The 19,765-nt window shown below is 55.3% G+C and carries 19 protein-coding genes and 1 pseudogene; 6 read left to right on the top strand and 14 right to left on the bottom strand.

Translation table 11 applies throughout. The features are described from left to right. Window positions 1–33: 33 nt before the first annotated feature. The 6 genes from fabG to AC9UG7_RS02640 form a co-directional block, all read right to left on the bottom strand. Window positions 34–783, bottom strand: a complete 750-nt coding sequence (fabG, locus tag AC9UG7_RS02615; RefSeq protein WP_509583793.1) for a 3-oxoacyl-ACP reductase FabG — start codon at window positions 781–783, stop codon at window positions 34–36. After that, window positions 780–1,739, bottom strand: a complete 960-nt coding sequence (gene fabD, locus AC9UG7_RS02620) for an ACP S-malonyltransferase (RefSeq protein ID WP_509583794.1) — start codon at window positions 1,737–1,739, stop codon at window positions 780–782. The genes fabG and fabD overlap by 4 nt, the downstream gene beginning before the upstream one ends. 5 nt (window positions 1,740–1,744) lie before the next feature. Then, window positions 1,745–2,746: a beta-ketoacyl-ACP synthase III gene (locus AC9UG7_RS02625; protein WP_509583796.1), complete on the bottom strand. Its 1,002-nt coding sequence runs from the start codon at window positions 2,744–2,746 to the stop codon at window positions 1,745–1,747. Continuing rightward, window positions 2,743–3,786, bottom strand: coding sequence for a phosphate acyltransferase PlsX (plsX, locus tag AC9UG7_RS02630; RefSeq protein WP_509583798.1), 1,044 nt, complete (start codon window positions 3,784–3,786; stop codon window positions 2,743–2,745). Before plsX ends, AC9UG7_RS02625 begins: the two co-directional genes overlap by 4 nt. A 95-nt stretch (window positions 3,787–3,881) precedes the next feature. After that, a complete protein-coding gene (gene rpmF / locus AC9UG7_RS02635; protein ID WP_509583800.1) occupies window positions 3,882–4,064 on the bottom strand; it encodes a 50S ribosomal protein L32 in 183 nt (60 codons plus the stop codon). Between the two features lie 97 nt (window positions 4,065–4,161). Further along, entirely contained in the window at window positions 4,162–4,689 is a 528-nt protein-coding gene (locus tag AC9UG7_RS02640; RefSeq protein WP_509583802.1) for a YceD family protein, read from the bottom strand. A gap of 27 nt (window positions 4,690–4,716) precedes the next feature. Between AC9UG7_RS02640 and AC9UG7_RS02645 the strand changes: the two genes are divergently transcribed. Next, on the top strand, window positions 4,717–5,316 hold the full coding sequence (locus AC9UG7_RS02645; protein WP_509583804.1) for a Maf family nucleotide pyrophosphatase: 600 nt from the start codon (window positions 4,717–4,719) through the stop codon (window positions 5,314–5,316). A gap of 7 nt (window positions 5,317–5,323) precedes the next feature. Next, a complete protein-coding gene (locus tag AC9UG7_RS02650) occupies window positions 5,324–6,097 on the top strand; it encodes an SAM-dependent methyltransferase (RefSeq protein ID WP_509583806.1) in 774 nt (257 codons plus the stop codon). A gap of 39 nt (window positions 6,098–6,136) precedes the next feature. On the opposite strand, the gene AC9UG7_RS02655 is transcribed toward AC9UG7_RS02650, so the two are convergent. From AC9UG7_RS02655 to AC9UG7_RS02670, 4 genes are read right to left on the bottom strand one after another with little or no spacing between them, the layout of a single operon-like run. Then, the gene (locus AC9UG7_RS02655) at window positions 6,137–7,165 is read right to left on the bottom strand and encodes a S49 family peptidase (RefSeq protein ID WP_509583807.1); all 1,029 of its coding nucleotides are present in this window, start codon (window positions 7,163–7,165) and stop codon (window positions 6,137–6,139) included. Between the two features lie 2 nt (window positions 7,166–7,167). Then, a complete protein-coding gene (locus AC9UG7_RS02660; protein WP_509583809.1) occupies window positions 7,168–7,536 on the bottom strand; it encodes a Rieske (2Fe-2S) protein in 369 nt (122 codons plus the stop codon). Next, complete coding sequence (locus AC9UG7_RS02665) at window positions 7,529–8,200, bottom strand: HAD family hydrolase (protein WP_509583811.1); 672 nt, start codon at window positions 8,198–8,200, stop codon at window positions 7,529–7,531. Before AC9UG7_RS02665 ends, AC9UG7_RS02660 begins: the two co-directional genes overlap by 8 nt. Beyond that, entirely contained in the window at window positions 8,169–9,167 is a 999-nt protein-coding gene (locus AC9UG7_RS02670) for an RluA family pseudouridine synthase (protein WP_509583812.1), read from the bottom strand. The genes AC9UG7_RS02665 and AC9UG7_RS02670 overlap by 32 nt, the downstream gene beginning before the upstream one ends. Before the next feature lie 220 nt (window positions 9,168–9,387). Here AC9UG7_RS02670 and AC9UG7_RS02675 point away from each other — a divergent pair, with 220 nt between their 5' ends. Beyond that, window positions 9,388–9,564, top strand: a complete 177-nt coding sequence (locus tag AC9UG7_RS02675) for a hypothetical protein (protein WP_509583814.1) — start codon at window positions 9,388–9,390, stop codon at window positions 9,562–9,564. Window positions 9,565–9,681: 117 nt separating this feature from the next. Continuing rightward, the gene (locus AC9UG7_RS02680; protein ID WP_509583815.1) at window positions 9,682–12,414 is read left to right on the top strand and encodes an Rne/Rng family ribonuclease; all 2,733 of its coding nucleotides are present in this window, start codon (window positions 9,682–9,684) and stop codon (window positions 12,412–12,414) included. Window positions 12,415–12,512: 98 nt separating this feature from the next. Here the strand turns inward: AC9UG7_RS02680 and AC9UG7_RS02685 are convergent, their stop codons facing one another. From AC9UG7_RS02685 to hemC, 4 genes are read right to left on the bottom strand one after another with little or no spacing between them, the layout of a single operon-like run. Next, complete coding sequence (locus AC9UG7_RS02685; protein ID WP_509583817.1) at window positions 12,513–13,799, bottom strand: heme biosynthesis HemY N-terminal domain-containing protein; 1,287 nt, start codon at window positions 13,797–13,799, stop codon at window positions 12,513–12,515. A gap of 1 nt (window position 13,800) precedes the next feature. Then, window positions 13,801–14,865 carry a uroporphyrinogen-III C-methyltransferase gene (locus tag AC9UG7_RS02690; protein WP_509583819.1) on the bottom strand — a complete coding sequence of 355 codons (1,065 nt, stop codon included), beginning with the start codon at window positions 14,863–14,865 and terminating at the stop codon, window positions 13,801–13,803. Further along, a complete protein-coding gene (locus tag AC9UG7_RS02695; protein WP_509583821.1) occupies window positions 14,862–15,653 on the bottom strand; it encodes a uroporphyrinogen-III synthase in 792 nt (263 codons plus the stop codon). The genes AC9UG7_RS02690 and AC9UG7_RS02695 overlap by 4 nt, the downstream gene beginning before the upstream one ends. Then, window positions 15,654–16,565: a hydroxymethylbilane synthase gene (gene hemC, locus AC9UG7_RS02700; RefSeq protein WP_509583822.1), complete on the bottom strand. Its 912-nt coding sequence runs from the start codon at window positions 16,563–16,565 to the stop codon at window positions 15,654–15,656. It lies immediately after the preceding gene. Between the two features lie 91 nt (window positions 16,566–16,656). On the opposite strand from hemC, the gene ppc reads away from it, so the two are divergent. After that, a complete protein-coding gene (gene ppc, locus AC9UG7_RS02705; protein ID WP_509583824.1) occupies window positions 16,657–19,476 on the top strand; it encodes a phosphoenolpyruvate carboxylase in 2,820 nt (939 codons plus the stop codon). Between the two features lie 65 nt (window positions 19,477–19,541). After that, window positions 19,542–19,765, top strand: a pseudogene (locus AC9UG7_RS02710) (argininosuccinate lyase); the annotation flags it as partial.

Below are 19,765 nucleotides of genomic sequence, written 5' to 3' on the forward strand. Positions count from 1 at the left end.
GGTACGGCTTGCTACTGGCTTATACCAAGGCCTTCAAGCCATGTACATGCCTCCATTGACATGCAACTCTTGACCGGTCACATACCCAGCTTGGGGACTGGCTAAATAAGCGACGGCATGAGCCACATCTTCTGGTTGCCCGAGGTGGCCCAAGGGTATTTGCGACAACAAAGCTTTTTGCTGCTCTTCAGGCAAAGTAGCTGTCATGTCGGTGTTGATAAAGCCAGGCGCTACACAGTTGACAGTGATACCACGACTGCCCAGCTCTCGCGCCAAGGCACGTGTCATACCAGCCAAACCGGCCTTGGCTGCAGCGTAATTGGCCTGCCCGGGGTTGCCGCAAGCGCCAACCACGCTGGTGATATTGATGATGCGCCCAAAACGCTGCTTCATCATGGGGCGGATGGCGGCGCGACTGAGTCGAAAAACCGCTTTCAAATTGGTATCCATCACTTCGTCCCAATCGCTGTCTTTCATGCGCATGGCCAAGGTATCTCGGGTAATGCCCGCATTGTTAACCAATACATGCAGACCCCCTGTTTTTTCCACCAGACTGTCCACCACGGCCTGCAACTGGTCTGCATCATTGACTTGCAACACCAAGCCATGACACCCAGGAAAAGCCGCCAAGGCCTTGTCGATGTGCTGGGCGCCGCCCTCGCTGGTAGCTGTTCCATGCACGGCAAAACCTTGCTTGGCCAATTCAAGGGCAATCGCTGCGCCAATGCCACGGGATGCACCAGTGACCAGTGCGGTACGGGGAGAATGTGCTTGATTACTCATGGTTCAATTGCCAACAATGTACGTGTTTCTGCCAAAGTGGCGGGGTCAAACAAGGCCTGTGACTGCAAATCCGCAGAAATGCGCTTGACCATGCCGCTCAATACCTTGCCCGGCCCGCACTCGATCACATGCGTAACGCCGAGTTGCTGCATGCGTTGCACGGTTTCCACCCAGCGAACCGGCCCAAATGACTGGCGGTAAAGCGCATCCCGAATGAGGGATTCCTCAGTCTCCATTGCCACATCGATGTTGTTGATGATTGGAATCTGGGGAGGCTGTAAGCGAATGCTGGCGAGATGTTCGCGCAAACGTTCAGCGGCCGGTTTCATCAATGCGCAATGAAACGGGGCAGACACCGGCAACAGTAGGGTGCGTTTAGCGCCAGCCGCTTTAAGCAGTTCGCAAGCCTTGTCCACCGCTGAGGTGCTGCCAGATATGACCGTTTGACCTGGGTCGTTGAAATTGGCGGCTTGCACCACCTCTGCGCTGTCATTGGCAAAACTGGCTTGCGCGAGGGCGCAAATATCGACGACCTTGGACGCTTCCATTCCCAGCACAGCCGCCATGGCGCCAGCCCCGACAGCCACGGCTTCTTGCATGGCTTGCGCACGCAGTCGAACCAAAGGCACGGCTTGCGACAAACTGAGCACACCACTGGCCACCAATGCAGAGTATTCGCCCAGCGAATGACCAGCCACATAGGCTGGCGTGGTGCCGACTTCAGCCAACCACACGCGGTAAGCCGCCATAGCCGCCACCAGCATCACGGGCTGGGTATTGGTGGTGAGCGCCAACTCTTCCTTCGGACCTTCGTGTATCAATTTGGCCAGGTCTTGTCCCAGGGCATCGCTGGCTTCTGCCAATGTGGCAGTGACAACAGGGTGACCATTCCAAGCGTCCAACATACCGACCGACTGTGAACCTTGTCCGGGAAATACAAAAGAAAATTGCGTCATAGTGATCAATATCGAAAAAGAACCGAACCCCAAGCAAAGCCACCGCCTACACCTTCCAACATGACCAGTTGACCTGCTTGCAATTTGCCTGCACGCACCCCGCTATCAAGGGCCAAAGGTATGGAAGCCGCAGAGGTGTTGCCGTGTTCAGCCACAGTCAACAGTACCTTGTCCATGGAGAGTTTCATTTTTTTGGCGGTGCTTTGAATGATGCGGATATTCGCTTGGTGCGGCACCAACCAATCCAGATCTGCCTCTGCCAAACCTGCTTTGCCCAATACAGCGCGGGCGGTTTCTTCAAGCACACCGACTGCCAGTTTGAACACCCCTTGACCATCCATTTTCAATACAGGATCGCCCAAAATATTGCCACCTTGTACATGACCAGGCACACACAATAAGCCGACATACTTGCCGTCCGCATGAATGTCCGTGGCCAAAATGCCTGGCTGTTCTGAGGCCTGCAAGACCACTGCACCCGCGCCGTCGCCGAACAGCACACAGGTGGTCCGGTCGTTGAAATCAAGCAATCTGGAAAAAACTTCGGCACCGACCACCAAGGCGCACTTGGCATTGCCCGCACGGATCATGGCGTCAGCCACACTCAAGGCATAGATGAAACCAGCGCAGACAGCTTGCACATCGAAGGCCGGCGCCCCGGCAATTCCTGACGCCTCTGGACTGAGTTGCGCCAGTTTGTGCTGCAAGATGCATGCAGTAGAAGGAAACACCATGTCAGGCGTAGAGGTGGCAACAATGACAAGATCGATGTTTTGCGGGCCTAGACCAGCCGCAGCCAAGGCCTGTTTGCAGGCTTCAAAGGCCAGATCGCTACTGAACACACCGTCGTCGGCAAAATGCCGCGCCCTGATGCCAGTGCGCTCGACGATCCATTCATCCGATGACTCCACGCCCGTGGCAGCCAATTGGGCCACCAAGTCAGCATTGCTCAAACGACGCGGCGGCAGGTAACTGCCGGTTCCAACAATGCGGGAAAATAAACTCATACGGGGTTTGAGGTGGGGGTCAAGTGCTCAAAAGTCGCCAATAAAGGAGCCGCATGGGCCAATTGAGACTTCACACGCGCCAGCAAATCATGGTCCGCCGCATCATACGCTCGCTGTAATGCGGTCAAAAAAGCCAACTCGTCGGCTGCGCCGTGGCTTTTGAACACCAACCCTTGCAGCCCTAGCAAGGCTGCGCCGTTGTGTCGACGGTGATCAACCAGGCGCTTAAAGCCAGATAACGCCGGATAAGCCATAAAGCCAGCAATTAAAGTAAATATATTGCGAGAAAAGCTCTTTTTAAGAAAATCTGAGATCATGGTGGCCAAGCCTTCACTGGCCTTGAGCGCCACATTACCTACAAAGCCATCGCAAACCACAATGTCCGTGGTCCCCTTGAAAATATCATTGCCTTCGACATTACCGAAAAAATTTAAATCACCAGAGTTAGCAGCAGATCGAAGCAGTTCACTGGTTTTTTTGATATTTTCATTGCCTTTAATAGCTTCTTCGCCGATATTGAGCAAGCCGACTGACGGGTTTTCTTTGCCTGACAGTACCGACACCAAGGCCGACCCCATCAATGCAAACTGCAATAAATGCTCGGGCGTAGAGTCCACATTGGCACCCAAATCCAGCATGGTGGTGCCACCACCTTTTGCGTTAGGCATTTGACCGGCAATCGCTGGACGATCGATACCGTCTAAGGTTTTAAGAATATATCGAGAGATAGCCATCAATGCGCCCGTGTTGCCAGCAGATACGGCAACTTGGGCGTTTCCATCACGAACTTGCTCAATGGCAACCCGCATGGAGGAATCTTTTTTACGTCTTAAAGCGAGTTCTACTGGATCATCCATTTCCACTACTTCTGTGGCAGGTATCAAGGTCACGCGTGGATGAGAAAAATGGGAAAGCGACTCGGGCAATCCCACCAACAGCAAAGTGGCGTCAGGGTAGCTGTTTAAGAATGTGCGACATGCCGGCAATATCACCGCTGGCCCATGGTCTCCGCCCATGCAGTCAATGGCCAAAGTCACCATAAATATAAAGGCTGAGGAAGTGTCACAAAGAACATGCCATCAAGCAAAAGGCCCGCGCCAGACAAGCTGCGACGGGCCTTGATGCCGAATCAAATTCAGGCTTCTGATTTGGTTTTCAGCACCTTGCGGCCACGGTAAAAACCGGTAGGGCTGATATGGTGACGCAAATGCACCTCGCCGGTGGTAGGTTCTACCCCCAAACCTGGAACGTTCAACGCATTGTGTGAACGGTGCATACCCCGCTTGGATGGGGATTTTTTATTTTGTTGGACAGCCATGACAGGCTCCTGAATATCAATGGTTCAAATGGATAGCCCAAACAGGTGCAAGCAACTGCAGGCAAAGAATCAAAGATTATAGCCTCAAGCGCAATGCTCAAGACTTAGGTAATTTCAGACCAGCCAATGCGGCAAACGGATGCGGTAAGTCATCTTTCAGAGCCTGGCTGGCGGGAGGTTGACAATCGCCATGGCTGACGATCAGTGGCATGGCCAACAGCAACTCGTCCTCCAGTAATTCAATCGCATTCAATTCAACGGAAGAGACTAGCAGATCTTCTTCGCTTTCATCGTCTTCGGCCAAGGCTGTCGCCTCATCGGCGACAAAGCGGAACCATCGGTCGACCTTGACTTCCACTGCCAAAGGTTCAAGGCACCGTTGACAGCGTTGTGGCAATGTCACTACAGCTTCTAGCTGCATCCAACTTTGCTGTCTGGGGCCAGAGCCTCTCACTTGCCCACTCAAAGTCCATTCGCACACTGGTTCTGTTGACTGTGTTGGCGCGTTGTCACAGACTTCTTGTACACGTGTCAAGGTTTGCAAGCCATGATGAAATATGGCGCTTCCCTCAGATTCGGTAAAACGCTGGGTATCCAGCGACCGTGCATTCCATTCGTTTGTCATGACGTGCAGTGTAAGAGAATGCAATGCATGTCCTTGATGCACAACATACGACCCTTGATTCTGGGTTCAACCTCTCCTTACCGGCGTGAACTGCTGCAACGACTGCGATTGCCTTTCGAAGTGGCCAGCCCGCATGTTGATGAAACCCCTGATCCTGGTGAATCGCCGCAAGGGTTGGCAGAGCGCCTTGCCATGGCCAAGGCGCAAGCGGTGGCGCTGAAGTATCCCCATGCGGTTGTCATCGGTTCAGACCAGGTAGCCGATCTGGATGGCGAGCCGCTTGGCAAACCAGGCAACCATGCCAATGCTGTGCGTCAATTGCAACGCATGCGAGGGCGCATGGTGGTATTTCAAACGGCGGTCGCGGTGGTTTGCCATGAAACCGGTTTTGCCGAGCAAGCCTTGGCGCAGGTCAAAGTGAAGTTTCGACAAATCAGCGACCAAGCGATTGAAGACTATCTGCAAGCAGAGCAACCCTATGACTGTGCCGGTAGCGCCAAAAGTGAAGGTCTGGGTATTGCATTGCTGCATAGCATTGAAAACCAAGACCCGACAGCCTTGGTCGGTCTGCCGCTGATTCAAACCTGTCATCTGCTGCGGGCTGCTGGTATACCGCTGCTGGATTGAGTTGCCCATGCCTGTCACCCCATCTACAAAAGGCAAGCTTTTTCTGGTGCCGGCGCCTCTTGACTTCATGTGCCAAACACAGACTGCGCTTGACTTGGTCATGCCTCTGGGCACGCTACAAGTCGCCGCACAAATTGATCACTGGGTCTGCGAAAACGCCAAATCAACCAGGGCGTTGCTCAAACGCATCGGTGAAGTTCAGTCTCTCAAAACGGTATTGCAAGAACAGCACATCATCGAATTACCCAGGCAGGTTCACAAAAAAGGCGACCGAGTTGCTGCCATCGACACCAGCGGTTTGCTCGAACCCGCGCGGCAAGGCCGCGACATGGGTCTGGTCAGTGAAGCCGGCATGCCAGCAGTCGCTGATCCAGGGTCATCATTGGTGCGCGCAGCACATGATGCGGGTATCCAAGTGGTGCCTTTGGTGGGGCCGTGTTCGCTTTTGCTCGCGCTTGCGGGCAGCGGATTGAACGGTCAGCAATTTGCATTTATCGGCTACTTACCGCAAGACGCTGCCCTTCGTCTGCAGCGGATTCAGACCTTGGAAAAACAGGCTTTGAAAACCGGTGAAACTCAGATCTGCATTGAGACGCCTTACCGCAATGAAGCCTTGTTATCTGCTTTGCTTGCAGGTTTGCAAGACAACACCCGTTTATGCCTGTGCAGCAATTTAAGCCTGAGTGATATGCAAGTGCAAAGCCTGCGGGTGGCTGACTGGAAGAAAAAGGGCCAAGTCCCTGATAAGCACAGTCCGGTGGTGTTTGCTTTTGGTCCTTGAAGCCCTACCTTTGGTGAGCGGTGTACCCGAAGGCCAACATCACCGAATATGCGGCACCAAGTGGAGGGAAGATTTCACCACCGCCTCGCCCATGGCGGCGCCAAAGCGCTTTGCCAAGCGTTCAGCCACATTGTCTTGGCGGGTGTAATCGACAATATCTTCGGCCTTCACCACATCGCGTGCCACGCTGTCCAAGGTGCCATAGCCGTCGGCCAATCCCAGTTTTATCGCTTGTTCTCCGCTCCAGAACAAGCCACTGAATATCTCAGGGGATTCTTTCAAACGGTCACCACGTCCATCGCGCACCACCGCGATGAATTGCTGGTGTATTTGATCGAGCATATGCTGGGCGTGGGCTTTTTGCGTTTTGGTTGGCGTACTGAAGGGATCTAAAAAGCCCTTGTTTTCTCCAGCCGTCATCAAACGGCGCTCCACACCCACTTTGTCCATCAAGCCGGTGAATCCGAATCCGTCCATCAGCACGCCTATGCTGCCAACGATGCTGGCCTTGTCGACAAATATTTTGTCTGCACCTGCCGCGATGTAATAAGCAGCAGATGCACAGGTTTCCTCCACCACGACATAGACAGGCTTGTGGTGTAGCGCTTTCAATCGCTTGATCTCATCGTTGATCATGCCAGCTTGTACTGGGCTCCCACCGGGGGAATTGATTAACAGTACCACTGCTTGCGCACCGTCATCTTCAAAAGCCTGGCGCATGGAGTCAATGATCCATTCCGCATTTGCATTGGCGTCCGAATCAATTTCTCCTTTGATTTCTATCAACGCTGTATGCGAGCTCGGGTGTGTGTTGTTGACAGCACTTTTGCCATGGTGAAACGAATACCACAGCCCTCCCACAAAAAGCAAGGTCCAGAACAAACGAAAACCGATGCGCCAGCGTCTGGCTGTGCGCTGTTCAACCAGTTGCGCCATGACCAAGCGCTCCAAGGTTTCGCGTTCCCAAGCCAATGAATGACTGGCGTCGACATGGCTGTTGTTTGGCTGGGTTGCCGCAGTCGTTGGGTGGCCAACTTCAGGTGGCGTAGTGTTATTTTCTTCTTGCATTGTCAAAATTCCAAAGGCTTCAAGTTGTAAGCAGTATGCCAGTGCACCACCCCGTGGCTTTCGCTCAGGGTTATTTTGACCAGAGCGCCGCGACACGGCCCCCCGACGCACTCGCCTGTCGTTGGCGCATAAGTTGCGCCATGGGTGGCACACATCAACCAACGTCCTTCTGTGTCAAAAAAGCGGTTGGGCTGGTAATCCATCTCCATCGCCACATGGGTGCAACGGTTCAAATAAGCCTGTACTTGCCCCTCAAAGCGGACCGCAAACGCCCTGCAAGTCTGTCCTGCATAAACCACATCAAAAGGCACAGCCAAGCCACTGTCGGCCAAATCGGCGCTGTTGCACAGGGGAATCAATTCCTCAGCCATGTCCAATCAACCAGTCATGCAATTCATTGACGTTATGCGCTACTGTCAATGGTTTCCAACGGCCAAATTCAGATGTGCCGTGGGCGCCATAGCTCACTGCCACACTGGCACAACCTGCTTTGTGCGCCATTTCTAAGTCGTGCGTGGTGTCACCAATCATCAACGTACGTTGCGGGTCCACGCCAAACTCAGCCATCAGTTCATTCAACATACGCGGATGGGGTTTACCGGCGGTTTCATCAGCCGTGCGTGAGCCATCAAACATGCCCCTTAATTCAACCTGATGCAATGCATCATCCAGTCCTTTTCGGCTTTTGCCGGTGGCCACTGTCAACAAGTGCTGCTTTTCACGCAAGGCCTGCAACATGGGCAAGATGCCGTCAAACAAGGACAAATCGTCATGGTGTGCTGCGTAATGGTGCCGGTAGCGCTCGCCCAGCATCGGGTATTTCTCTTTGGGCACATCGGGCGCGGCGTGCGCCAAGGCAGGCATCAAGGCCATGCCAATCACATAAGCGGCTTGCTCGTCCGTGGGCTTTTGGCCGCCGACATCGACCACGGCGGCTTGGATACAGCGCACGATGATGCGGGTCGAGTCGTACAAAGTACCGTCCCAGTCAAAAGCTATCAAATCAAAGCGGCGCGGGCGGTGGTGGTTGGACATGGTCAATGAAATGTTGCAATTCTTCAGGCAAATCGGCCTCAACAGTTTCACTGCGACCGGTTTGGGGATGTACGAACTGTAACCGCCAAGCATGTAAAAACATGCGTCTCATGCCCAGCGCTGACAAGCGCTTGTTCAATTCAAAATCGCCATATTTATCGTCACCGACGATGGGATAGCCTTGGCTGGCCAGATGGACACGGATTTGGTGGGTGCGCCCAGTTTTGATGGTGACTTCCAGCAAGCTGAAGTCACCCACCAGTCGCGACACGCGCACCAGTGTGATCGCACGCTGTGCGTTGGCGTCGTCTTTGTGGGCAATACGCACCCGGCGTTCCCCCTCGCCTGCACCATTGGGGATCAGGTAGCGCTGCAGCGGCAGATCAATCACTTTTTTATTCGACGGCCACTGCCCTTTGACCAGCGCTAAATAGGTTTTGCCGGTTTCACGGTCGCGAAACTGGTCTTGCAAACGCGTGAGTGCGCTGCGTTTTTTGGCCACCAACAGCACGCCCGAAGTGTCGCGATCCAACCGGTGTACCAACTCCAGCATGCGCGCACCGGGGCGGGCCTGGCGCAATTGTTCGATCACACCAAAGCTCACACCGCTGCCGCCATGGACAGCCACGCCGGCCGGTTTGTCGATGGCCAGCATCTGCTCGTCTTCCATCAAGGTAGGAAATTCTCGACCGGGAGCCACTGGCGCAGACAAGTCTACGGCGGCCACACGCACAGGCGGCAATCGCACCAGATCGCCAGTTTGCACCCGGGTGTCGGCATTCACGCGGCCCTTGTTGATGCGCACTTCGCCGGTTCGAATAATGCGGTACACATGGGTTTTGGGCACGCCTTTGAGGTGGCGCAACAAGAAATTGTCCAAGCGCTGACCAGCCGATTCCTCGTCGACCAACAAGGTCTTGGCCGCTGCCGCCGCAGGCGCGTCAGGTGTGTCTATAATGTGCTTCACCAGTGTCCGGTTCTAAGTGCTTGATTTGAATAAGAGATTAGAGCACGTCCCACCTGCACTGAGAGGTCGATGCCCGATGTGGCCGCCGCAAGCCTTACCGCCGAATTGCGGTCTGCCCTGCGGTCACACAAGCCTATGCCTTGGAAAACGCTGAAACGGAATACCCCCATTGCAGGTTTGTTGTGAACCTGCAAGGACCAAAGTGAGATTGACGATACACATGAACCTGATCTGGGTGCTCATCAAAATGTGCTTCTCCTGGCTTATGCCGGTTGAAGAACTGCGCATTTCCCGCCCCTATATCGGTTCGTCAATGAACCCCATGGCTGTGTTTGCCATGCCTGTTCGCCTTCAACTCGCCCGCATCCACCCGCCACCTGCCCGACGTAGCCGCTAAATCGGTACGTCAGGCGCATGACTGCGCGGTATTCCTTTTCTTTTTTCCTGCATAAGCCTGCGGCATCGTTGGGTCCACAGCGACCCTGTGTTGTAACGCTATGAAAAGGAATGCATCATGAAACGGATGCTGATCAACGCCACGCAAGCTGAAGAGCGCCGCCTGGCCATTGTCGACGGACAAAAACTGCTCGACTACGAAATCGAAATCGAAGGGCGCGAGCAGCGCAAAGGGAATATTTACAAGGCCGTGGTGACACGCGTCGAACCTTCTCTGGAAGCCTGTTTTGTCGATTACGGTGAAGAACGCCACGGCTTTTTACCATTCAAAGAAATCTCCAAACAGTATTTCTCAAACAATGTATCCGCTTCCCAAGCCCGCATCCAAGACGTGATCCGCGAAGGCCAGGAATTGTTGATTCAAGTGGAAAAAGAAGAGCGCGGCAACAAAGGCGCGGCTTTGACCACGTTCATTTCGCTGGCCGGGCGCTATGTGGTGCTGATGCCCAACAACCCGCGCGGTGGCGGCGTCAGCCGTCGCATCGAAGGCGACGACCGGGCTGAACTCAAAGAAGCCATGGACCAGTTGGAATACCCCAATGGCATGTCCATCATTGCCCGCACCGCTGGCATCGGCCGCAGTGCACCTGAGTTGCAATGGGACTTGAATTACCTGCTCAAATTGTGGACCGCAATTGACGGCGCAGCCAAAGGCGGCAAAGGCGCTTTCCTGATTTACCAGGAATCCAGCTTGGTGATTCGTGCCATCCGTGACTACTTCAACAACGACATCGGCGATATTCTGATCGATACCGATGACATTTACGACCAGGCGCAGCAGTTCATGGCGCATGTCATGCCAGAGCATGCCACACGCGTCAAACGCTACCGTGACGACACGCCGCTGTTCAGCCGCTTTCAAATAGAACACCAAATCGAATCCGCTTATGCCCGCACCGTGACACTGCCTTCAGGTGGCGCTATCGTGATCGACCACACTGAAGCGCTGGTGTCAGTGGACGTCAACTCGGCGCGTGCCATCAAAGGGGGGGACATTGAAGAAACCGCCACCCGCACCAACTTGGAGGCCGCCGATGAGGTGGCTCGCCAAATGCGACTGCGCGATTTGGGTGGCCTGATCGTCATTGACTTCATCGATATGGATGAATCGAAAAACCGCCGCGAAGTGGAAAACCGTTTGCGCGATGCGTTGCGCCAAGACCGTGCACGTGTGCAATTCGGCACCATCAGCAAATTCGGTTTGATGGAAATGAGCCGTCAACGCTTGCGCCCTGCACTGTCGGAAGGTGCATCTATCCCTTGCCCACGTTGCGGTGGCTCCGGCCATGTGCGTGACACCGAAAGCTCGGCACTGCAAATTCTGCGGATCATTCAAGAAGAGTCCATGAAAGAAAACACCGCCGCGGTGCACGCTCAAGTGCCGGTGGAAGTGGCTTCTTTCTTGTTGAATGAAAAGCGTCCTGAGATCGCCAAGATCGAGTTAAAGCAACGCACCCATGTGCTGTTGATTCCCAACAAAGGTCTGGAAACACCCAACTACAAACTCGAACGCCTCAAGCATGATGACCCACGCTTGGACAGCATACAAGCCAGTTACAAAATGGCCGAAGAAATCGAAGACCCGACCGCTGTCACCCGCCGCTCTCAGGAACCGACCAACCGACAGTCACCTGTCATCAAAGGCGTGTTACCTGATATGCCTGCACCCGCGGCAGAAGTCCGTCCTGCGCGTGCATCTGACACCCGCGGTGCGCCTGTCAAACAGACTTCTTCTGCCTCAGCCCCTGCGGAAAAAGGCTTCTTCGGCTGGCTCAAAGGCTTGTTCGGAGGCGACAGCACACCTGCCGCCCCTGCGCCAGACAAAAACGCAACAGCTGGTAAACCTGGTGAGCGCACAGAGGGACGCAGCGGCGGTCGCGGCGGTCATGACGGTCGCCGAAACGGTCGCCGCGGCGAAGGCCGCAACGAACGCGGCGAAGGCCGTGGTGAACGCACTGAACGCACTGACAAGCCCGATAACCGCAGTGGTGATCGTGCTGAACGCCCAGAGGGTCGCGCCGCTCGCAGCGGCCGGGGAGATCGGGCGGAACGTACCCGACAGGAACCGCGCACTGACGCGGCTGCTGTCACTGATGTCAACTTGGTCTCAGCAGACAACCTGACCGAACTCCAACAGTCAGACAAACCTGTTCGCCAGACCAGGGACAGAACGGATGGCCGCAGAGGTCGCGGTCGCCGGGGCGAACGCAATAACAGCAGCGAGTCGCAAGACAACGCTCTCCAAGCTGAGGGCAATCAAGTCAGCGCAGTGTCACATGACACCACAACCGAACCTGCTGGCAACCATTCGTCAACTGAAAACCTGACCTCCTCACCCACGGGTGAACGTGTCAACGAGCGCCGAGAGCGCCGTGGCCGTGAAAGACCCGGGCGTGAACGCCAAGCCCGTTCACCTATGGAAGGTGAAACTCCAGCCAACCTGCCATTGGCACATGAAGCTTCTGCAGTCTCACCGCATTCGTCGCAGGTTGCTCAAGAACCTGCCTCGCAGGTGTCGTCCACCGTTCGTATGCCTAAGGTGACTTCATTTGATTTGCCCTTGGCTGATTTGCAACAAGTGGCGCTTTCCAGCGGACTCGAATGGATCAACTCCAACCCTGAGCGGGTAGCGCAGATTCAAGCGGCCATTGCAGCTGAACCGCGCCCTGTGCATGTGCCGCGACAACGGCCTGCGCCCGTGGCATGGGATGAAGGCCCGCTGATTTTGGTTGAAACCAAAAGAGATTTAAGTCAACTAGCTATGCCTTTTGAAGAAGACGGCGCCCATTGACTGTAGGTTTGATCGCTGCTGACTGCTGGCGTCATGCCATCGGCCAGCAGTGCCTTCAAAAACGGGTAGGTAAGAAGGCTCACACGCGCCTATGTATCTCAACCTCGGGCAGACAACTTCCAACATGCCAAGGCCTGTAAGTTATCGCCTTTGTTTTCAGCCAGTTCTGCCAACGCACGCCACGCATGCCGCTGTAACTCGCCGGCAGACAACCTAGGCGCAACCTGCTCCAGCAACTGGGTGGCCTTGCCCCACAAACCGTGACGCAAACACACCATGCCGCTCAGGTATTGCAACTCTAGGCTGCGCGGATTGTTCAGTCTGGCAAGTTCAATACGCGCCAGCCAATCGCTGTCGGGTTCCAATTCAAACAGCGCAGTGGACATCGTTTTCACCAATTTTTGACGCTGATCTTCAGTCATCGTCCCGCTGGTGTTAACCATGTCCTGCCACACTGGCATGAGCCATTGGAGTGCTATCTGCGGGTCTCCCTGCACGCTTAACAAACGGTTCGAGGCATGCAGCGCTACCTCTGGCATGGCACGCTCATCTGGCAAAAGCAATGCCCAACTAGACTGCAACTGGCTGCCGTCATGGCAATCATCCAGACAGGCAATCGCCAAGCCGCGCAACAAACTGCGCGCCGGTCCCGCAGAGAAAGCGCCGTGCTTGGCCAGCAAACGTGCGGTGTCCATCGCGGGTAAATGTTGCTGGCTCAATCGGTCGGCTTTTAATCGCAAACGCAATGCCATGGTGCGACGCGCCACACCCATGGGTAATTGGCTCAGATAGTGATGCGCCTGTTGGGCTTCACGGTCATGCAAAGCCCAGCGTGCAGCATTCAAATACGCCGCATCCTGTAGTTCAACTTTCTGATCCACACGCCTGCCATCTTCATGGTTCAAAGCTTGTTGAAAGTGTTCATCACGCGATGTTTTGTCACGCAAGGCATGTGCGCTTTCAGCGGCCAACAAATGCAACAAGCTGCGCATCAAACGCATTGACGATTGATTTTCCAAGTCCAAACTGCCTAGCAAGCTGTCTACCTGCGCCAGCGCTTGCAAGGCAGCTTTGCGTGAGCGTAAAAAACGCCCTGCCATCCACATCACCATGGCGTTGAGCAAGGCTTGTTGGGCGGAGCGCTCGCGCTGCTGTGTGCGCCAGCGACGTGCTTGGGCCGGTAACTCCATCACGCGCAGCAATCCCCGTAACGCGGCATACATGAACAAAAAACCTGCGGCCAGCGCAATCAACACCAAATTCAACGACATGTCGATGCGGTAGGGCGACACAAACACGGTCACCGTCCCTGCTTGCATGCTCAGTCCCAATGCAATGGCCACGGCCACTCCAAACAAAGCCAGTAACCACAAGGACCAACGCATGTCAGCGGCCTGCCGCGACTGTTGCCAGTGCCGCCAACGAGCCATCCAGACGCGGTAAGCTGGTCTGCTGAACCTGTGACTGCACCTGTTTCATCAAGGTCTGCACAACGCGCCCTTGACGCGATGTCGATTCAAAGTATTGCGTCAATTCCCGCTCAGCCATGGCCAAATCATTCTGTGCGGTGGTGATTTGCCTGGAAAGCAAACTCAAGCGTGCATTCAATAAACGCAGCTTTACATTTTCCCGAACAAAGAAACTTTGCTCTGGTGACAGCAATACCGCCTCTGGCTGCTCGATGCGGCTGACCCTGATCAAATTCGAGATTTCAAGCCAAAAACGCTGACCCACCGCCGTCCAGTCTTTGTTCTGCCAAATTTGCGTCCAATCTGGTGGCAGCTTTTTGTCCGAAGTAGGCGTTAAATGGTTGGTATTTGCCACGTGATTGAGCATAGGCAATGTTTCAACCAAGACCACCAACTCATCCAAGCGGATCAACAAACCGGGAATATCGGTGACAGAGGCGGATTGCAAACGTTCGATGTCATGCTGAATCGCACGCAACACCGGCGCCATGCGAGGCTGAGGAATTTTGCTCAATCGCTTTTGAGCGGTTAGCAATGCGGCCAGCATGGGTTGAACACTGCCCGTCAACTCGGCTTGTTGTTGCGCCAATCCGAGAGCTGATTCAATGTCAACGACCAGGTTCTCGTCCCGAGAGCGCGACAAGCTTTGCATCAATTCTTCCAATTGACTGCGCTGCAGTGCGACTTCGCTCAATCGCGCATCCAGCAAAGCCACGCGCGCGGCGGTTTCCTGGGTCAGTTCTTCGGCATGTTTAGCCGTGCTGTTGGCTTGCATTGACAACTGACCGGCATCTGCGCTTTGTCGAGCCAACTGCTCCTGCATGGCACTGAGTTTGAACCACAGTTGCACACACACGAATGCGCACATTACTGCCAGCACCAGGCTCAACACTGTCAGTTTTTGATGCCACCAGTTGAAAGTTTCAGTCGATGGTGTGCTGGCAGTGGAGGTAGATGTGTCGTTGATAGGTTCACTGCTCATGCCAGCGATTCTAATGAGGACTGCAAGGCCTGCACCGTAGGTTTACAAACATACACCTTGCCCATGCCTGCCAATGCGGCTGCTTGTCCAATGCGTTCATGGGTGGCAATAGCCTTGGCGCCAGACCAGTCTTGCCCGGACAACAGTTGTTGCAGATGGAGAATGGCCTGCGAACTGCTGAACACCCACACACTGCCATCGGACAGCGCCTGACTTGCCATCGCTCGCTGTTGTTCGCTCCACACGGGACAAACACGTTGATAAACCGCCCATGTCTGCACCGCCACGCCCGCCTGAGCCAATTGCTGCATCAACCAATCGCGTCCGACACCTTGCGCCGCAAAGTCTTGCTGATCGGCTTGGCTGCCGCGCAGAATCAACACCGGTTGGGATAAGGAGATGCTTTTTTTGACCACTTGCCACAACGCCTCTGTGTCAAATTGAGTCGCATCAGCCGCAGGCGCATCTATCAACTGATCAGGCACCCCAGCGTCGAGCAAGGCTTGTCGGGTGCCCGGACCCGTGGCCCAACAACGTGTCGTGCCCCAACCGGTTGTAGGTTTGCCTGTTGCGAATGTGTATGCGACGGCATTGCGGCTGACAAACATGACTGCCTGGTAGCGGCTCCAATGTGCCAACGCATTTTGTAATGGCTCTCGAGGCGGCAGGGGTGCAATCTCGATCAACGGCCAATTGACCACCGCATGTCCAGCTGCTTGCAAGCCCAGTGTCCATGCCTGACTGTCTTGGGTAGGACGGGTCAATATGACGCGGCGTCCGGCGCTCAATTAACCCGCCCCCTGGGCCCGCAATTGACGCGCCGCAGATAAACCCAGCGCCTCTGCATCATCCAACGTGGCCACCTCGCCCTGGCTATGGGCGCGAACCAATGGTGCATTGATGCTTTCAGGGTTGCCCCAGGCTGCGTGTAAATCCAGCACATCGCCGTGCAACACAGCATGTGCAGCCAAGGGCATCGAACAACTGCCGCCCATGGCGCGGCTGACCGCGCGTTCGGCGGCCACGGCCAGCCAGGTGGTGTGGTGCGCCAAGGGCGCAAGCATGTTTCGCACGTCATCGCGCGTGACGCGTATTTCAATACCCAGCGCACCTTGTCCGGCAGCCGGCAGCATCTCAGTGACTTCAAAAATATGGCGAATGCGTTCAGCCAATCCCAAGCGCTTTAATCCCGCAGCCGCCAGCACGATGCCTGCGTAATGCCCTTCATCCAATTTACGCAGCCGTGTATCCAAATTGCCACGCAAGGGTTCTATTTGCAGATCGGGACGCAAAGCACGCAGCAGTACAGTACGGCGCAGACTGGAGGTGCCCACCACCGAGCCAAACGGTAAATCCTGCAACTTGGCATAACGCGAAGACACCCAAGCATCTCGCGGATCTTCGCGTTCCATCACGCAAGCCAGTTCAAAACCCAGCGGCATGTCCATGGGCACGTCTTTGAGCGAATGCACCGCCAGATCGGCACGGCCTTCTTCCAAAGCGACTTCCAGTTCTTTGACAAACAAACCCTTGCCGCCGACCTTGCTTAATGAACGGTCTAGTATTTGATCGCCTTGCGTCGTCATTCCCAAAATATCCACCTGACAGCCGCGCGCGCGCAACAGGTCTTGCATGTGGTGTGCCTGCCATAAGGCCAGACGGCTTTCGCGGGTGGCGATGGTGAGATGGGGTGTGCTCAAAAATAGGGACCAAGGGCCGTCAATCAAAGGGGCGGGTGGATGCTAGCATGGACATTCGTCGTGGTTTTCCCTCTGTGTCACTCGTTTTGAAATGACTAATTCCAAACAACGTCCACCTGTTGCATCGCGCACATCAACCGCTTTGTCCAGCCATGAAAGACCACTGGTGGACGATATACGCTGGCTAGGACGCACCCTGGGCGATGTCATTCGTGAGCAAGAAGGCGAAGAGGCGTTCGCTCTGATCGAACAAATCCGCCGTTTGTCGGTAGCCTTCAGACGCGATGCAGACACGCAAGCGGGTACTGCTTTGAAAAAAAGGCTGGCATCCCTCAGCAGCGAGCAAGCAGTGAGCGTGATACGCGCATTCACTTATTTCAGTCACTTGGCCAATTTGGCCGAGGACCAGCACCATATCCGACGGCAACAAGCCCACGACCGCGCCGGTGATGTGCACACCGGCAGTCTGGCTGCTTCATTAAACAAGCTCAAGGCGGCAGGCGTCACTACAAAAGCGATCAGCCAGGCATTGGCCCATGCACATATTTCGCCGGTGTTGACCGCGCACCCGACGGAGGTGCAACGCAAAAGCATCCTAGACGCCGAACGTGGCATTGCCGCTTGTTTGCAAACCCGCGACGAGATTGTGTCGCGCGGCACGGACGCCACCTCTGCGCGTCAATTGGCGCAGGTAGAAGCGCTGGTGCGCGCGCGCGTCTTGCAACTGTGGCAAACACGCTTGCTGCGCTTTACCAAGCTGACTGTGGCCGATGAAATCGAAAACGCCATGGGCTATTACGAGTCCACTTTTTTATCTGAAATCCCCAAGCTGTATGCCGATCTGGAGCACGAACTCGGCGGCCAACCGATCGCCTCATTTTTTCGCATGGGACAGTGGATGGGCGGTGACCGCGACGGCAATCCGAATGTGAACGCCGACACACTCGACTTGGCATTGAAGCGCCAGTGCGAAGTGGTGATGCGACATTACCTGACTGAGGTGCATTGGCTGGGCAGCGAGTTGTCCACCTCGGCCATGTTGGTCGGCGTGCCGCCTGCGTTGCAAGCCTTGGCCGACTCCTCACCCGACACGAACGCGCACCGCCAAGACGAGCCTTACCGGCGCAGCCTGACTTTCATTTACGCCCGCTTAGCAGCGAGCTTGCTGCATTTGACCGGCAAAGAAGCGGCTCGCCACGCTTTACCCCCGCAACAGCCTTACCCGGATTCGCAAGCGTTTTTGACAGACCTGCAAACGCTGAATGATGCATTGAGCGCACAACACGCACAAGCGCTGGCCTTGCCGCGACTGCGCCCTTTGATACGTGCGGTGCAGGTGTTCGGTTTTCATTTGGCAACCGTCGATTTGCGGCAAAGCTCGGACCAGCATGAGTTGGTGGTGGCTGAACTCTTTAAGGTCGCAGGAATTGACAGCCATTACCTGAAACGCGATGAACAAGCACGCCGTGACTTGCTGATGCAAGCCTTGAACGATCCGCGTCCGTTGCGCATTCCCGGACAGAGCTACAGCATACACAGCGTGTCTGAATTGAACATTTTTAAGACCGCCCGCCGCATACGCTCTGACCACGGCGCTGACGCGATTCGCCACGCCATCATCAGCCACACCGAATCCGTCAGCGATTTACTCGAAGTGTTGTTGTTGCAAAAAGAAACAGGTTTGCTTCAAGGCTGTGTGAACGCCAAAGCGCGGGCTGACTTGATCGTCGTGCCTTTGTTTGAAACGATTGAAGACCTGCACCAGGCGCCGCATATCATGCGCGACTATTTCGCACTGCCGGGGATCGCCGCGCTGGTGGCGCGCAGCGGCGGCGAACAAGACATCATGCTGGGCTATTCGGACAGCAACAAAGACGGCGGCATCTTCACCAGCAACTGGTCGCTGTACCAAGCGGAAATCGTATTGGTCGATGTGTTCAAGACGCTTGAAGAATTACACGGCATCACGTTGCGCTTGTTCCATGGGCGCGGCGGCACGGTCGGCCGCGGCGGCGGCCCGAGTTACGAAGCGATTCTGGCGCAGCCGCCCGGCACGGTGCGCGGGCAAATTCGATTGACCGAGCAAGGCGAAGTCATTAACTCCAAATACGCCAACCCCATGCTGGGCAGACGCAATTTGGAAACGCTGGTGGCGGCCACGCTCGAAGCCACCTTACTGCCTGCGAGCAAAGGCGCACCACGCACCTTCATCGAAGCGGCAGAGTTGTTGTCGCAAACCAGCATGCAGGCTTACCGGGCATTGGTTTACGACACACCGGGTTTCAGTGATTATTTTTTCGAGGCCACACCGCTGCGAGAAATTGCGGGCTTGAACATCGGTTCGCGCCCGGCCTCGCGCAAACCCTCGCAACGCATCGAGGACTTACGCGCCATTCCATGGGGATTCAGCTGGGCCCAATGCCGCTTGACGCTGCCAGGCTGGCTGGGCTTCGGCTCGGCGGTCAATGCATTCATTGACGAACATCCCACCCTGTCGCGCACACAAGCATGGGCTTTGCTTCGCCGCATGCACAAAGACTGGCCGTTTTTCCGCACACTGTTGTCCAATATGGATATGGTGATGGCCAAGTCAGACTTGGCGCTGGCCTCGCGTTATGCAGAATTGGTCAGCGATGCGCGGCTGCGTAAAAAGATTTTCAAAGCGATTGAAGCCGAATGGCATTTGACGGCCAGCGCTTTACAACAAATCACCGGCAACAAACAACGGTTAGCCAACAACGCTTCGTTGGCCAGATCCATCAAACACCGCTTTCCCTATATCGATCCGCTACACCATTTGCAAGTCGAACTCATTCGCAGACACCGCGCCGGCATCACCGATGAGCGTGCGCAACGCGGCATCCATTTGTCGATCAACGGCATTGCGGCGGGGTTAAGGAATACCGGTTAAGGCTTAAGCCACGGGTTGATCAGCGTCATTCCCAAACCTTGGAACGCCACACCTAAAATGCACCCATGACTTCCTCCAATTCGCTAGACCGCAAATCCCAGGCTTGGTCCGCCCTGTTCTCCGAACCCATGAGCGAGTTGGTACAGCGCTACACCGCAAGCGTGTTTTTCGATCAGCGTTTGTGGCGGGCCGACATACAAGGCAGCTTGGCGCACGCCGACATGCTGGCGACGCAAGCCATCATCAGCGCGCAAGACCTGGCCGACATTCAGCGCGGCATGGCGCAAAT

It is taken from the genome of Limnohabitans sp. (assembly GCF_046052765.1).
In the GTDB taxonomy this organism is placed as follows: Bacteria; Pseudomonadota; Gammaproteobacteria; order Burkholderiales; family Burkholderiaceae_C; genus Limnohabitans.